Source organism: Escherichia sp. E4736, from assembly GCF_005781225.1.
GTDB lineage: Bacteria > Pseudomonadota > Gammaproteobacteria > Enterobacterales > Enterobacteriaceae > Escherichia.
This window is the reverse complement of record NZ_VATT01000038.1, coordinates 208,821-224,445: the sequence shown is the minus strand read 5'-3', so window position 1 is coordinate 224,445 and position 15,625 is coordinate 208,821. Positions and strand designations below refer to the sequence as shown.

Sequence of the window (15,625 nt, the reverse complement as noted above, 5' to 3'; positions counted from 1 at the left end):
GCCAGTGACTTCGTGCAATCCAACGAACTCTGGACGAAAAAATTACGCATATGCTTAAGGAAATTGACGAGTGGTCACATTCGGCTTTGAGAAAAAACAGTATCGAGAATTATTCTGTGGAGAGGATCGCAAACGAATTAAAATCAGAAAGAACACCAGCCAATTATTCAGATGATGCCCGGAAGCTTTTTATATTGCACGAGCGCGTTTGCCCGAAGTAGGTTGATAAAAGGTGGGGATATAGAAATGGACCCGGCGACTGAACGCCGCCGGGTTTTTATTTACTTCTTCAGTTCAGCCAGGCTTAACCAGGTTTGCACCACGGTGTCCGGGTTCAGAGACAGGCTATCGATCCCCTCTTCCATCAGCCATGCAGCAAAGTCTTCGTGGTCAGACGGTCCCTGACCGCAAATGCCGACATATTTGCCCTGTTTCTTCGCAGCACGGATCGCCATCGACAGCAGTGCTTTCACGGCGTCGTTGCGCTCATCGAACAGTTCAGACACCACGCCGGAGTCGCGGTCCAGACCGAGCGCCAGCTGTGTCATGTCGTTTGAGCCGATAGAGAAGCCGTCGAAATATTCGAGGAACTGTTCAGCCAGCAAGGCGTTGGACGGAATTTCGCACATCATGATGATTTTCAGCCCGTTCTCGCCACGTTTCAGCCCCTGACGCGCCAGTTCTTCAACCACTGCTTTCGCCTGGTCTACGGTACGCACGAACGGGATCATGATCTCTACGTTGGTCAGTCCCATGTCGTTGCGCACACGTTTCACCGCTTCACACTCCAGTGCGAAGCAGTCGCGGAAGCTGTCAGAAACGTAGCGGCCCGCGCCACGGAAGCCCAGCATCGGGTTCTCCTCATGCGGCTCGTAACGCTCACCACCCACCAGATTGGCGTATTCATTGGATTTAAAATCAGAAAGACGGACAATCACGCGTTTCGGATAAAACGCGGCGCCCAGCGTCGCGATCCCTTCGGTCAGACGGCCAACGTAAAATTCGCGCGGAGAATCAAAGCCTTTCATCATCTCGCGAATTTCATTTTGTAACTGTGGTTCCTGGTCATCAAACTCAAGCAGTGCGCGGGGGTGGACGCCAATCATACGGTTGATGATAAATTCCAAACGCGCAAGGCCCACGCCTTCGTTCGGCAGGCAGGCAAAGTCAAACGCACGGTCCGGGTTACCGACGTTCATCATCACTTTCAGTGGCAGGTCCGGCATGGTTTCCACGCTGGAGCTTTTCACGCTAAATTCCAGCAACTCAGCATAGACGTAACCAGTATCGCCTTCGGCACAAGAAACGGTGACGTTCTCACCGTCTTTCATACGTTCGGTCGCATCACCACAGCCCACTACCGCCGGAATACCCAGTTCACGGGCGATAATTGCCGCGTGGCAGGTACGACCGCCACGGTTGGTGACGATAGCAGACGCTTTCTTCATGATCGGTTCCCAGTCCGGGTCGGTCATGTCAGTAACCAGCACGTCGCCAGGTTCGATGCGGTTCATTTCGCTGATGTCATGAATGACTTTCACCGGACCCGCACCGATGCGATGACCGATAGCGCGGCCTTCGGCGATAATCTTACCCTGTGAATGCAGCGTATAACGCTCCATCACCTGGCCGCGTGAGCGCACAGTTTCTGGACGCGCCTGCACGATAAACAATTTACCGGTGTGGCCATCTTTCGCCCACTCAATATCCATCGGGCGACCGTAGTGTTTCTCAATTTGTACGGCCTGTTTTGCCAGTTCCTGCACTTCTTCGTTGGTCAGCGAGAAGATGTCACGCTGTTCCTGCGGTACGTCTTCGATTTTAACCTGCTTACCGTGCTCCTGGGTCGGCGCGTAGACCATGCGGATTTTTTTCGACCCCATGGTGCGGCGCACGATAGCCGGGCGATTCGCCGCCAGTGTCGGTTTATGCACGTAAAACTCATCCGGGTTGACCGCTCCTTGTACCACCATTTCACCCAGGCCCCATGCGGAAGTGATAAACACCACCTGGTCAAAGCCGGATTCGGTATCAATGGAGAACATCACCCCAGAAGATGCGAGGTCGGAGCGCACCATCCGCTGAACACCGGCGGAGAGTGCCACGCCACGGTGATCGTAACCCTGATGCACACGATAAGAGATGGCGCGATCGTTAAACAGAGAAGCAAAGACATGTTTCACTGCCACGAGAACGGCGTCAAAACCCTGAACGTTGAGGAAGGTTTCCTGCTGACCAGCAAAAGAGGCGTCCGGCATATCTTCTGCGGTGGCGGAGGAACGCACCGCAAAAGAGGCATTTTCGTCATCGGCGGAAAGCTGTGCATAGGCTTCGCGGATGGCGTTTTCCAGCTCAGGCTGAAAGGGAGTGTCGATAATCCACTGGCGGATTTGCGCGCCCGCTTTCGCAAGCTGGGTAACATCGTCAATATCCGTTTTATCCAGCAGTTCATAGATGCGCTGGTTTACGCCGCTTTGGTCCAGAAACTGGTTAAACGCGTCGGCGGTTGTGGCGAAACCATTCGGAACGGAAACGCCCATTCCGGAAAGGTTAGTAATCATTTCACCCAGGGAGGCATTTTTGCCCCCAACCCTGTCTACATCATTCATGCCGAGTTGGTTATACCAAAGCACCAGCGGTGACGAGCCATTGTTGGACATCGAACAATCCTTTTGTGATAAATGAACGGTTTGAGAAACACATTTCTGCGTATTTATCTTTGCATATTTAACCGGATGAAAAAAACGGTGAATCGTTCAAGCAAATATATTTTTTACTTTTTAAGACTGATCCCAGCGTTGCGCAAATCCGCTATCTTCAGTAATTTCCACATAAACCATCGGTATAAACGAAAGCGTAAAAATGAAATACTGTTTTCATAAAATATAAAATTGAAGGTTCATTTTATAAACCAGGCATAACCTTCTACGCTTCTGTACGTTTTTAATTTATGCTTTCATAGAATTATGTCTGCATCACGGGAAGAACAAAATGGATAATGCTGTTGATCGCCACGTTTTTTATATTTCTGATGGTACGGCTATAACTGCGGAGGTATTAGGACACGCAGTGATGTCACAATTTCCCGTTACTATCAGCAGCATTACGCTGCCGTTTGTCGAAAATGAAAGCCGTGCACGGGCGGTGAAGGATCAGATTGACGCAATTTATCACCAGACAGGTGTGCGCCCGCTGGTTTTTTACTCCATTGTGCTACCGGAAATTCGCGCCATCATTTTGCAAAGCGAAGGTTTTTGCCAGGATATTGTGCAGGCGCTGGTTGCCCCGCTACAACAAGAGATGAAACTGGACCCGACGCCGATTGCTCATCGTACCCATGGCCTGAACCCTAATAATCTCAATAAATATGATGCGCGCATTGCGGCGATTGATTACACCCTCGCCCATGACGACGGCATTTCGTTGCGCAATCTGGACCAGGCTCAGGTGATCCTGCTCGGCGTCTCTCGCTGTGGTAAAACCCCCACCAGCCTGTATCTGGCGATGCAGTTTGGTATCCGCGCGGCAAACTACCCCTTTATTGCCGACGATATGGATAATCTGGTGCTACCCGCGTCGCTCAAACCGCTTCAGCATAAATTGTTCGGACTGACTATCGACCCTGAGCGTCTGGCGGCGATTCGCGAAGAGCGTCGGGAGAACAGTCGCTATGCCTCGCTTCGCCAGTGCCGGATGGAGGTTGCGGAAGTGGAAGCGTTGTACCGTAAAAATCAGATCCCGTGGATTAACAGTACCAATTATTCGGTAGAAGAGATTGCCACCAAGATCCTCGATATCATGGGCCTAAGCCGTCGAATGTACTAGAGAACTAGTGCATTAGCCTATTTTTTGTTATCATGCTAACCACCCGGCGAGGTGTGACACACCTCGCACTTGAAATCAGCTGCGATTGGTTTATCGTGATGCGCATCACTTCCCGGTAGTCCTGCCGTTGAAGCAACAAATTTCTGAGACTTGTAATGAACAGAACTGACGAACTCCGTACTGCGCGTATCGAGAGCCTGGTAACGCCCGCCGAACTCGCGCTACGGTATCCCGTAACGCCTGGCGTCGCCAACCATGTCATTGATTCCCGCCGCAGAATTGAAAAAATACTGAACGGTGAAGACAAGCGGCTATTGGTCATTATTGGACCCTGCTCGATCCACGATCTGACCGCTGCCATGGAGTATGCCACCCGTCTGCAGGCGTTGCGCAACCAGTACCAGTCACGACTGGAAATTGTAATGCGCACCTATTTTGAAAAACCGCGTACCGTTGTTGGCTGGAAAGGACTCATCTCCGATCCGGATTTAAACGGCAGCTATCGCGTTAATCACGGCCTTGAAATGGCACGTAAGTTGCTGTTGCAGGTAAATGAACTGGGCGTTCCCACCGCGACCGAGTTCCTCGATATGGTGACCGGTCAGTTTATTGCTGACTTAATTAGCTGGGGCGCAATTGGCGCACGTACCACCGAGAGCCAAATCCACCGTGAAATGGCGTCAGCGCTCTCCTGTCCGGTAGGTTTTAAAAATGGTACCGATGGCAACACACGGATTGCCGTGGATGCTATCCGCGCAGCCCGTGCCAGCCATATGTTCCTCTCGCCAGACAAAAACGGTCAGATGACCATCTATCAGACCAGCGGCAACCCATACGGCCATATTATTATGCGTGGCGGCAAAAAACCGAACTACCATGCCGATGATATCGCCGCAGCCTGCGATACGCTTCACGAGTTTGATTTACCTGAACATCTGGTGGTTGATTTCAGCCACGGTAACTGCCAGAAGCAGCACCGCCGTCAGTTAGAAGTCTGTGAAGATGTTTGCCAGCAAATCCGCAATGGCTCCACGGCAATTGCCGGAATTATGGCAGAAAGTTTCCTGCGCGAAGGTACACAAAAAATCGTCAGCGGTCAGCCGCTCACCTACGGTCAGTCGATTACCGATCCTTGTTTAGATTGGGAAGATACTGAACGCCTGGTCGAAAAACTCGCCTCTGCGGTAGATTCCCGCTTCTGAATGCGTGCCCATTCCTGACGGAATGGGCATTTCTGCGCAACTTGTTGTCTTCTCAACAAATTACTGCTTGCTCTGGCTTGCCATAATATTGATAATAAGAATCATTGTTATATCAATTATTATTAATTTTTATGCGTTATACGGATAGCAGAAAACTCACGCCTGAAACGGATGCCAATCACAAGACCGCTTCCCCGCAGCCCATTCGGCGAATTACCAGCCAGACACTGTTAAGTCCTAATGGCAAACTGATTATCGATCATGACGGGCAAGAATATCTGCTCCGTAAAACTCAGGCTGGCAAGCTGCTGTTGACCAAGTAGCCTTTAACTCGAGCAGCTGACTTCAAGCCGTTTACCCCAGTCAGGTGGACGACTGACATAGTCATCATCCCTGTCGCTGAAAGGATTTCGCAACGCTTCATGCAGACGTTGTAATTCTGTCATATCGCCCTTTTCTGCCGCCTCAATAGCGCGTTGTGCCAGCCAGTTTCGCAATACCAGCGCAGGATTGACGCTCTGCATCAGTTGCTGACGTTCACTATCGGCAACTCCGTCTTGTTGCAAGCGCGCCCGATAACGCGTAAACCAGTCATCAAACGCCGCGCGGTCAATAAACTCATCGCGCAGCGGTGAAGCCGCACTGTGCTGCTCGGTCAGGCTTAACATGCGGAATGTGCGAGTATAATCACTGCGCTCTTGCGCCATCAGACTGAACAATTCATTCAGTAGCGCATTATCCTCTTTTTGCTCCGTCATAAAGCCCAGCTTCTGCCGCATACGTTTTCCATAATGCGTCAACAAAACCTGTTGATAGCTTTCCAGTGCCTCGTTTAACGCGTCGACAGTGATAAACGGCGACAATGTCTGCGCCAGACGCTGTAAATTCCACAACGCAACGGCAGGTTGATTATCAAAGCTGTAACGTCCCTGATGATCAGAGTGATTACAAATAAAGCCCGGTTCATAATCATCGAGGAAAGCAAATGGACCATAATCCAGCGTCAGCCCGAGAATCGACATGTTATCCGTGTTCATCACCCCGTGAGCAAAACCGACTGTCTGCCAGCTGGCGATTAACGAAGCCGTACGTGCGACAATATCGGTAAACCAGAGGCGGTATTTATCCTCTTCATCCTGAAGATGCGGCCAGTAATAGCGAATGGCGAAGTCAGCCAGCTGGCGAACTTTTTCCGGTTCCCGACGATAGTAAAAGTGTTCAAAGTGGCCAAATCGCAAATGACTCTGCGCTACGCGCATCAGCATCGCTCCTGATTCGACCGTCTCCCGGTAAACCGGCGTATCGCTGGTAACAATGCTTAAGGCGCGTGTCGTCGGAATGCCAAGGTGATGCATTGCCTCACTGGCAAGACTTTCGCGAATTGTTGAACGTAAAACCGCACGTCCGTCGCCCATCCGCGAATAAGGCGTCAGCCCCGCACCTTTCAGATGCCAGTCCATGGTGGTGCCGTCGGCAAACTGTTGCTCGCCGAGTAAAATACCGCGCCCGTCGCCAAGCTGCCCCGCCCAGACACCAAACTGGTGGCCACTGTAGACCTGGGCCAGTGGCGACATGCCTGGCAGTAAAGTTTCGCCGCCCCAGACACCCGCGCCACTTTCAAACAGCGACGATGGAACACCCAGCGTATTAGCCAGTTCGGCGTTATACCAAATCAACCGGGCATTATTTAAAGGCGTAGGGGAAAGCGATGTATATGTTGCCGGCAATTCATCACGCCAGCGGGTAATAAAAGACAGGGTCATAGATCCTCCTGTTTGATAGTGTAGACGGTTACTCTCGTCTTAAACACCAGCAAACAAGAGGGTTATCGCTGGACCAGCGTTGTTATCTGGCTTACGGGAACTGCGGGCCACAAGCATCCCTGAAAAGCATGGAAACCAAACGGCACCATCTGCGCCAACATCTCCGGTGTATTAATACCAGCAGCAATAATACAATTGCAACAAGGTGAAATTTGCGCATGGAGCGCACGAATAAAAGGCGCGAAAGATTTATGGACTATTTGTTGCTGAATAAAACCTTTATCCAGCATGACGCGAGTGAAAAGCCCATCAAAAACAGCCTTCATTGTACTGTTGCCCGCACCCAAATTTCCCAAAACCAATGGAAAAATTTGCGATAAGTGCAAAAGTTCATAATTATCTTTTCCCTCATTAAGATGAGGATAATTTTCATTAATCATCAATTCAGCAAAGGGAATTTTTAATAGTTTGCTTGCGTAATTATCCCTATCTAATAATAACTTTGCTACTTGTGGCGTTAAATTAATCCAGGCAAAGAGTTTATGTTGAATAAAAAAATGTTGGCATGATTTTAGTAATTCCAACTTTTCGGCAAATAATTGCCAATGCTGCTCCTCTGAAAGTTGTGCAATAACCCGTGTCGTCGGGATGCGCACCGTACCGTCGTCACTGGAGAAATGGGTTATTAACTCAACCCCAACAAGATTTTGTTGGCTGTCTCTTATCGGTAGAAAATAGTAATCAGAATGATAAAGATTCTCCAGTAAGACCTTCATGGTAACAGCCCCTCTCTTCGGATTTTTTTCAACATCCAGATAAAAAGTTTGAGGCCATAAGGCATAACAAATACAGAGGGAATAACTTTCATTTGTTCCATGTTAACCACTTTTTCAGGGGTCCTTTTTTTAGATTATCCTGAGTATAAACGAATATTCCATTTGCGGTATTCTTGTCTGCAAAATACTACTGTATTCAGGAGTTAACAGACGGTGCGGTATCAGCACCGTCCATTTATTGAGATACTAGATTCGTCTCGCCTGCCAGAAATTTTTCTGCCAGTAGACATTATCGAGGGAAGAACGCATCACCCCCTTGCTGGTAGAGGCGTGAATGAATTGATTGTTGGTATCGTAAATACCCACGTGTAAACCATTTTGCCCGGAACCTGTTTTGAAAAAGACCAGATCGCCTGGCAGCAATTCTTCTTTATCAATTTGGGTACCGATAGCGGCCTGTTGTTTTGTTTCGCGTGGCAACTGTAAGTCGAAACGGTCACGCATCGTCACAACCACGAAACCCGAACAGTCCACTCCACGTCGAGTCATGCCGCCATAACGATACGGCGTACCATGCCAGCTCTGTAGTTGATCGTTCAAACCGGCAATGACAGTAATGGAGTCAGAAAGCCTGGCGTTTGGCGGCGGCGCTTTATGATGGCTACACCCGGCCAGAAACAGTGCTGTAATTAAAATTAGGCAGAAACGCATTCCGTACGAATCCTCTGTTTTTTATTCTTGCATTAATTTAGCGTCGAAATTACCCGTTTTTCAAGATGCTAATGAAATCAGGTGGTCGAAATCAGCATTCGGTGACCTTCAATGTCCAGACGACGGAAGCTCATGCCATAAGCCTGGGCCAGATTCGGCGGCGTTAGTACTTCATCTCTCCGCCCACTGGCAAGCAGTTTTCCTTGTTTAAGTAACCACGCCCGATGCGCGTGACGCAATGTGTGGTTAAGATCGTGACTGCTCATCACAATCGCCACGCCTTGCTGACAGAGCGCGCTCAAAATTTTATCTAACGCGCTTTGCTGGGCAACATCAAGGCTGTTCATGGGTTCATCAAGGAGAAGTAATTGACCTGCCGGATTCGCTTGCGGCGTGATTTGTAGCACCACAGCAGCAAGACGGACACGTTGCCATTCACCACCGGATAGTTGATTGGTGCTTCGACCGAGTTTGTCATCAAGGGCCAACGCCCCTGCGACATCATTTAGCAGATCGGTTCGCGTTTTATCGTGCTGGTGCATGGTCAGGTAATGCCAGACTGGCATAGCAAACGGCGGCGTCTGTTGTTGTGCAAGATAGGCGCGATGCAGGGCGAGTTTTGTTGCGGGCCAGGTATCCAGTGGTTTACCTGCAAACTGAATGCTTCCCTGACCACTGGTCATCCCCGCCATTCGCGCCAGCAAGGTGCTCTTGCCCGCGCCGTTCGGACCCACCAGATGCAGGATCTCCCCTGCCCGGACCTCGCCAGAAAGCGGCCCCAGGCGGGTTGATTCCGCTACATCCTGTAACTGCATCACAATAGACATTATTTTGCCAACGCCAGTTTAATGCTTTCCATTACAATAGGATCTTCCGGCGTCATATCCGGGGAAAAACGCTGGATGACCTTTCCGTCTCTACCCACCAGAAACTTTTCAAAATTCCACAAAATATCATCAGGGTACAGTGGCGCACGGCCTTTGCTGGCCATTCGCGCGTAGAAACCGCTCTCTTCCGGTGCCACCGCCGTCGGCGCTGCGGCAATCAATTTTTGATATAGCGGATGACGACCTTCGCCATTGACCTCAATTTTACTGAACATTGGGAACGTCACGCCCCAAGTGGTGGTGCAATAAGTTTTAATTTCTTCATCACTACCTGGTTCTTGTTCAAGGAACTGGTTGCACGGAAATCCCAGCACGACGAAACCACGATCGGCCCAGGCTTTCTGGATATTCTCCAACTGTTCATATTGCGGCGTTAAGCCACACTTTGAAGCGACATTGACAATCAGCAGCACATTACCGGCATATTTCTCCAGCGTGGTCACTTCCCCGTCAATCGTCTTCACTACGGTGGTCAGAATGGGATCTTGCATCGTGTCTCCTGGATAAGGTCAGTAAAAAATCTTAGCTTTTAATCATAGACCGTCTTTATGCGGCTAACGCCCTGCTTTTAACAATAACCAGATAAACACCGGCGCCCCCAGGGTGGCGGTGACCACACCAATCGGTAACTCTGCGGAAGCCAGCGCCAGTCGAGCAACAATATCGGCAAGCAGCAACGCAGTAGCACCTGCCAGCGCGCAGCCGGGAAGTAATACCCGGTGATCGGTTAATCCGCACAGCCGCAGAATATGCGGGATAACCAGGCCAATAAACCCAATAGCGCCAGCCAACGCCACACTGACACCGACCATCCAACCGGTAGCCGCGACCAGCACATTGCGCCAGAGCCACAGTGGTAACCCCAGTTGTCGCGCCGAGATTTCACCCAGCGCTAACATATTCATTGGGCGGGACTGACAGCAAATCCACAACAACACCGGAATCAAGGCCACCATCAGCCAACTTTGCCGCCAGTCTACACCCCCAAAGCCGCCCATCATCCAGTACATCAGTTGGCGTAAATCAACGGACGTGGAAAAGTAGATGGCCCACGTCATTAACGCGCTACAGATGATACCCAGCGCAACACCAGCCAGCAGTAATCGGCTGGTTGAAAGATGACGGCGGGCAAAACGCAAGAGAATTAAGGTGATAATAAGCGCGCCAGCAATCGCACACAGCCCCAGCGCCCAGTTCGGTAACTGCCCTTGTCCGAGCAATACAGCGGCGATAAGCCCCACTCCAGCGCCGTTAGAGACGCCAAGCAGCCCCGGCTCCGCAAGAGGGTTTTCAAACAGCGCCTGCATGACCGCGCCTGATAACGCCAGCGCCGCGCCAACCAGCAATACAGCCAGGGTACGTGGCAGGCGAATTTGCCAGACGAACAGTTCGCCACGAGGAGTGAACCAGTCGGCAGGTGAAATCCATTGTTCACCAGCGCAAAGGCTTAAGAGAAGCACCAGCAGCATCAAAACTGACAGGCATAATAACCAGCGAATATTTTGTCGCTGTTGTTGGCGGGCAAGTGTCAGCATGGTATCCGTTCTGCTGAAGTGTCATTCCGTTGATTTTACGGTGACTCTTCGACAGTGAAAAGAAAAAAGGCCGCAGAGCGGCCTTTTTAGTTAGATCAGATTACTCGTCTTTGGGTGTGGCGTTTTCGACCCGGCTTTTTAACTTCTGTCCGGGTCTGAAGGTCACCACGCGCCGTGCTGTAATGGGAATATCCTCGCCCGTTTTCGGGTTACGTCCCGGGCGTTGATTCTTATCACGCAGATCGAAGTTACCAAAACCAGAGAGTTTCACCTGCTCGCCGTTTTCCAGAGCGCGACGGATCTCTTCGAAAAACAGTTCAACCAGTTCTTTGGCATCCCGCTTGCTAAGCCCAAGCTTATCAAACAGATATTCTGACATTTCAGCTTTTGTAAGCGCCATAGGTTCAATCCCTCAATGATGCCTGGAATCGCTCTTTTAATGCCTCTACACATTTGGCGACGGTAGCGGCAATCTCCTCTTCTTCGAGTGTACGGCTGGTATCTTGCAGGATCAGGCTTATGGCGAGGCTCTTATACCCCTCCGCAACACCCTTACCGCGGTACACGTCAAATAAGTTTACGCCAACTACCTGATTTACGCCAACTTTCTTACATTCGGATAAAATATCCGCTGCGGGAACGTTTTCTGCAACCACAACCGCGATGTCACGACGGTTTGCCGGGAAGCGCGAAATCTCGCGCGCTTGAGGCACCACGCGGTCTGCGAGCTTGTTCCACTCCAGTTCAAACACCAGAGTGCGACCGTTAAGATCCAGTTTACGTTCCAGTTCAGGATGAACAACCCCAACAAAACCAATACGTTCACCTTTCAGATAAATCGCTGCGGATTGTCCCGGATGCAGTGCCGGATTCGCTTCTGCACGGAACTCAACCTCATTCAGTTTACCGGTCAGGTCGAGAACGGATTCAAGATCGCCTTTCAAATCATAGAAATCAACGGTCTCTTTTGCCAGGTTCCAGTGCTCTTCGTAACGGTTACCGCAAATCACACCGGCTAACATCAGATCCTGACGAATGCCCAATGGCGCCTGCGTATCTGGCACGAAGCGCAGACCGCTTTCAAAAATGCGCACACGGTTTTGCTGACGGTTCTGGTTGTACACTACAGTTGCCAGCAGACCGGTCCACAGAGAAAGACGCATTGCCGACATTTCAACGGAAATCGGGCTTGGCAGCAGTAAGGCTTCAACGCCCGGGTGGATCATCTGCTGCACTTTCGGATCAACGAAGCTATAGGTGATCACTTCCTGATAGCCTTTGTCGTTGAGCAGCGTTTTCACGCGCTTGAGTGACAAATCGGCTTCACGGTGAGTCCCCATAATCAGGCTCGCCTGCACCGGTTCATCCGGGATGTTGTTGTAGCCGTAAACACGCGCCACTTCTTCGACCAGATCTTCTTCAATCTCCATGTCGAAACGCCAGCTCGGTGCAACAGCCTGCCACTCGTCCTTGCCTTCGGTAACTTCACAGCCGAGACGACGCAGAATGTCAGTCACCTGTGCATCGGCAATATGATGGCCGATCAGACGATCCAATTTGCTACGACGCAGAGTGATGGTCGCACGCTTCGGCAACGTTGCTTCGTTAGTGATATCGATAACCGGGCCAGCTTCACCGCCGCAGATATCGATCAGCAGACGGGTCGCACGTTCCATTGCTTTGTGCTGCAGTGCCGGATCAACACCACGCTCATAACGGTGAGAAGCATCAGTATGCAGGCCATGACGACGAGCACGACCGGTGATAGACAGCGGGCTGAAGAACGCGCATTCCAGCAGGACGTTTTGCGTTTCGTCATTCACTCCAGAGTGTTCGCCACCGAAGATACCGCCCATCGCCAGCGCCTTGTTGTGGTCGGCGATGACCAGGGTGTCAGCGTTCAGCTTCGCTTCGGTACCGTCGAGCAGTACCAGCGTTTCGCCCTCTTTCGCCATCCGCACCACAATGCCGCCTTCAATGCGATCTTTATCGAAAGCGTGCATCGGCTGACCCAGTTCGAGCAGCACGTAGTTGGTGACGTCAACCACTGCATCGATAGAACGAATCCCGCAACGACGCAGTTTTTCTTTCATCCACAGCGGAGTTGGCGCTTTAACGTTAATGCCTTTTACTACGCGGCCAAGATAACGCGGGCAGGCTTCCGGCGCTTCTACCGCAATCGGCAGCGTGTCATCGATGGTTGCACCAACCGGGACAATTTCCGGTTCAACCAGCGGAAGCTGGTTCAGCACGGCAACATCACGCGCTACGCCGATAATGCCTAAGCAGTCTGCACGGTTTGGCGTCACACTGATTTCGATGGTGTTGTCATCAAGTTTCAGGTATTCACGGATGTCGGTGCCAATTGGCGCATCCGCAGGCAGTTCGATAATACCGTTATGATCGTCAGAAATACCCAGCTCAGAGAAGGAGCACAGCATCCCTTCAGACGGTTCACCGCGCAGTTTCGCGGCTTTAATTTTGAAATCGCCCGGCAGTACAGCACCAATAGTTGCTACCGCCACACGCAGGCCCTGACGACAGTTTGGCGCGCCGCAGACGATGTCCAGCAGGCGATCGCCACCGACATTGACTTTGGTCACTCGCAGTTTGTCAGCATTCGGATGCTGCGCACATTCAACCACTTCACCAACGACCACGCCGTGGAAGCTACCGGCAACCGGTTCTACACCGTCAACTTCCAGGCCCGCCATCGTGATTTGATTCGCCAGCGCATCACTATCGATCGCCGGGTTCACCCATTCGCGTAACCACAGTTCACTGAATTTCATAATCTATTCCTGCCTTATTTAAACTGTTTGAGGAAACGCAGATCGTTTTCGAAGAATGAACGCAGGTCGGTGACGCCGTAACGCAACATGGTCAGACGCTCCATCCCCATACCGAAGGCGAAACCGGAGTAAACTTCCGGATCGATGCCAACATTACGCAGCACGTTCGGATGCACCATCCCGCAGCCCAGTACTTCCAGCCATTTACCGTTTTTACCCATGACGTCCACTTCTGCAGAAGGTTCGGTGAACGGGAAGTAGGAAGGACGGAAGCGAATCTGCAAATCTTCTTCAAAGAAGTTACGCAGGAAGTCGTGCAGCGTGCCTTTCAGGTTGGTAAAGCTGATGTTGGTATCAACAATCAGACCTTCCATCTGATGGAACATCGGTGTGTGAGTCTGGTCGTAGTCGTTACGGTAAACGCGGCCAGGCGCGATAATACGAATCGGCGGCTGCTGGGCTTTCATGGTGCGGATCTGTACGCCAGAGGTCTGGGTACGCAGCAGGCGGGTAGCGTCAAACCAGAAAGTGTCGTGGTCAGCGCGCGCCGGGTGGTGACCAGGAATGTTCAGAGCATCGAAGTTATGATAATCGTCTTCGATTTCCGGCCCGGTTGCCACGGTAAAGCCAAGCTCACCGAAGAAACTTTCGATACGGTCGATAGTGCGGGTAACCGGGTGCAGGCCACCGTTTTCGATACGACGACCAGGGAGGGAAACATCGATAGTTTCCGCAGCCAGACGCGCATTCAGCGCTGCGCTTTCCAGTTCAGCTTTACGCGCATTCAGCGCCTGCTGAACTTGCTCTTTCGCTTCGTTGATAACCGCACCAGCTGCCGGACGCTCTTCTGGCGGCAGCTCACGCAGGGTCGTCATCTGAAGGGTTAAGTGCCCTTTTTTACCCAAATATTCGACGCGCACATTGTCTAACGCGGCAACATCTGACGCCTGGCTAATGGCCGCCTTCGCACTGGCAACCAGTTCTGCGAGATGTGACATGGTTTTCCTCATTGTGTCAGTGGTGACACTGGTTCGTTGGACTTAGAGCCTATCCCATCAGGCTATTTTACTTGCCATTTTGGTCCCGGGCAGTGCTCGAAATCCTCACGTACTTAAGTACGCTCCGGTTTCTCCGCGCTGGCCGTGTCCAGACTGGCTGCGACAATTACGCCTGATGAGACAGGCTTTTTATTTTTCAAAACGCGCATACAAAAAAAGCCTCCACTGGGAGGCTTTCAGGCGCTGTTTTCCGTTTCTCTTCTCACGCGCTAGCCTCCTGGAGTCAGGTGCTAAAGTAAAAAAAGAAGCGGAAAATAGCAGCATTCATTGCTTGCGTTACCTTTTGGTACTTTTCAAAAGACCTTTATTGAAAAGGCTACGGCGATAAAAGTCAATGTTTTGATGGTGTTGAAACGAAAAGAGGGAGACTAGCTCCCTCTTTCAACTGGCTTATGCCAGAGCTGCTTTCGCTTTTTCAACCAGAGCGGTGAACGCTACTTTGTCGAATACTGCGATATCAGCCAGGATCTTACGGTCGATTTCAACAGAGGCTTTTTTCAGGCCATTGATGAATTTGCTGTAAGAAATACCGTTCTGACGTGCTGCTGCGTTGATACGCGCAATCCACAGTTGACGGAACTGACGCTTACGTTGACGACGGTCACGGTAAGCATACTGACCAGCTTTGATAACAGCCTGGAAGGCAACGCGGTATACGCGAGAACGCGCACCGTAGTAGCCTTTAGCTTGTTTCAAAATTTTCTTGTGACGTGCGCGTGCAATAACACCACGTTTTACGCGAGCCATATGTGCTCTCCTGTATCTATATTCTAATTAAAAAGTTAAAAAACGTTAACGGCTTATGCGTACGGCAGGCACGCGATTACCAGGCCCAGATCGCCTTTGGAAACCATGGCTTTCGGACGCAGGTGACGTTTACGTTTGGTCGCTTTTTTGGTCAGAATGTGACGCAGGTTAGCGTGCTTGTGCTTAAAACCACCTTTACCGGTTTTTTTGAAGCGCTTAGCAGCACCGCGTACGGTCTTAATTTTTGGCATTTTAATAACTTCCACTTCGCATTGTTGATAAACAGAAACAAAGGCGAATCACCCTGTGAGCCGAGGCCCACAGGAATG

General features: G+C 50.9%; 16 protein-coding genes and 1 other annotated feature. Of the genes, 3 read left to right on the top strand and 13 right to left on the bottom strand.

The window, feature by feature from the left end; translation table 11 throughout:
* Positions 1 to 281 precede the first annotated feature (281 nt).
* Positions 282 to 2,660, bottom strand: a complete 2,379-nt coding sequence (gene ppsA / locus FEK46_RS21495; protein ID WP_130208268.1) for a phosphoenolpyruvate synthase — start codon at positions 2,658 to 2,660, stop codon at positions 282 to 284.
* Positions 2,661 to 2,991: 331 nt separating this feature from the next.
* Here ppsA and ppsR point away from each other — a divergent pair, with 331 nt between their 5' ends.
* The 3 genes from ppsR (at position 2,992) to hemP (ending at position 5,350) form a co-directional block, all read left to right on the top strand.
* Entirely contained in the window at positions 2,992 to 3,825 is an 834-nt protein-coding gene (gene ppsR / locus FEK46_RS21490; protein ID WP_000368046.1) for a posphoenolpyruvate synthetase regulatory kinase/phosphorylase PpsR, read from the top strand.
* Positions 3,826 to 3,980: 155 nt separating this feature from the next.
* Positions 3,981 to 5,027 carry a 3-deoxy-7-phosphoheptulonate synthase AroH gene (aroH, locus tag FEK46_RS21485; protein WP_135559526.1) on the top strand — a complete coding sequence of 349 codons (1,047 nt, stop codon included), beginning with the start codon at positions 3,981 to 3,983 and terminating at the stop codon, positions 5,025 to 5,027.
* A gap of 131 nt (positions 5,028 to 5,158) precedes the next feature.
* A complete protein-coding gene (gene hemP, locus FEK46_RS21480; RefSeq protein WP_135559525.1) occupies positions 5,159 to 5,350 on the top strand; it encodes a hemin uptake protein HemP in 192 nt (63 codons plus the stop codon).
* A 3-nt stretch (positions 5,351 to 5,353) separates the two neighbouring features.
* On the opposite strand, the gene selO is transcribed toward hemP, so the two are convergent.
* The 12 genes from selO to rpmI all read right to left on the bottom strand — a co-directional run bounded on the left by selO (position 5,354) and on the right by rpmI (position 15,547).
* Positions 5,354 to 6,790: a protein adenylyltransferase SelO gene (gene selO / locus FEK46_RS21475; RefSeq protein ID WP_135406845.1), complete on the bottom strand. Its 1,437-nt coding sequence runs from the start codon at positions 6,788 to 6,790 to the stop codon at positions 5,354 to 5,356.
* A gap of 62 nt (positions 6,791 to 6,852) precedes the next feature.
* Positions 6,853 to 7,566 carry an EAL domain-containing protein gene (locus tag FEK46_RS21470; RefSeq protein WP_130224663.1) on the bottom strand — a complete coding sequence of 238 codons (714 nt, stop codon included), beginning with the start codon at positions 7,564 to 7,566 and terminating at the stop codon, positions 6,853 to 6,855.
* Between the two features lie 246 nt (positions 7,567 to 7,812).
* Positions 7,813 to 8,277: an NlpC/P60 family protein gene (locus FEK46_RS21465; protein WP_130208276.1), complete on the bottom strand. Its 465-nt coding sequence runs from the start codon at positions 8,275 to 8,277 to the stop codon at positions 7,813 to 7,815.
* Positions 8,278 to 8,354: 77 nt separating this feature from the next.
* Positions 8,355 to 9,104 (bottom strand): vitamin B12 ABC transporter ATP-binding protein BtuD, encoded by a 750-nt coding sequence (gene btuD / locus FEK46_RS21460; RefSeq protein WP_130208278.1) that lies wholly within the window; start codon positions 9,102 to 9,104, stop codon positions 8,355 to 8,357.
* Positions 9,104 to 9,655 carry a bifunctional thioredoxin/glutathione peroxidase gene (gene btuE, locus FEK46_RS21455; RefSeq protein ID WP_130208280.1) on the bottom strand — a complete coding sequence of 184 codons (552 nt, stop codon included), beginning with the start codon at positions 9,653 to 9,655 and terminating at the stop codon, positions 9,104 to 9,106. The genes btuD and btuE overlap by 1 nt, the downstream gene beginning before the upstream one ends.
* Positions 9,656 to 9,718: 63 nt before the next feature.
* Positions 9,719 to 10,699: a vitamin B12 ABC transporter permease BtuC gene (gene btuC, locus FEK46_RS21450; protein ID WP_135559524.1), complete on the bottom strand. Its 981-nt coding sequence runs from the start codon at positions 10,697 to 10,699 to the stop codon at positions 9,719 to 9,721.
* 100 nt (positions 10,700 to 10,799) lie between these two features.
* Entirely contained in the window at positions 10,800 to 11,099 is a 300-nt protein-coding gene (gene ihfA, locus FEK46_RS21445; RefSeq protein WP_002440155.1) for an integration host factor subunit alpha, read from the bottom strand.
* A gap of 4 nt (positions 11,100 to 11,103) precedes the next feature.
* Complete coding sequence (gene pheT / locus FEK46_RS21440) at positions 11,104 to 13,491, bottom strand: phenylalanine--tRNA ligase subunit beta (RefSeq protein ID WP_130218893.1); 2,388 nt, start codon at positions 13,489 to 13,491, stop codon at positions 11,104 to 11,106.
* A gap of 14 nt (positions 13,492 to 13,505) precedes the next feature.
* Positions 13,506 to 14,489, bottom strand: a complete 984-nt coding sequence (gene pheS, locus FEK46_RS21435; RefSeq protein ID WP_000018588.1) for a phenylalanine--tRNA ligase subunit alpha — start codon at positions 14,487 to 14,489, stop codon at positions 13,506 to 13,508.
* 209 nt (positions 14,490 to 14,698) lie between these two features.
* Positions 14,699 to 14,823: a sequence feature (Phe leader region), on the bottom strand.
* Positions 14,773 to 14,817: a pheST operon leader peptide PheM gene (pheM, locus tag FEK46_RS23480; protein ID WP_001386830.1), complete on the bottom strand. Its 45-nt coding sequence runs from the start codon at positions 14,815 to 14,817 to the stop codon at positions 14,773 to 14,775. Its footprint overlaps the feature before it by 45 nt.
* Before the next feature lie 116 nt (positions 14,824 to 14,939).
* Complete coding sequence (gene rplT, locus FEK46_RS21425; protein ID WP_000124850.1) at positions 14,940 to 15,296, bottom strand: 50S ribosomal protein L20; 357 nt, start codon at positions 15,294 to 15,296, stop codon at positions 14,940 to 14,942.
* 53 nt (positions 15,297 to 15,349) lie between these two features.
* Positions 15,350 to 15,547 carry a 50S ribosomal protein L35 gene (gene rpmI / locus FEK46_RS21420; RefSeq protein WP_001124225.1) on the bottom strand — a complete coding sequence of 66 codons (198 nt, stop codon included), beginning with the start codon at positions 15,545 to 15,547 and terminating at the stop codon, positions 15,350 to 15,352.
* Positions 15,548 to 15,625 lie beyond the last annotated feature (78 nt).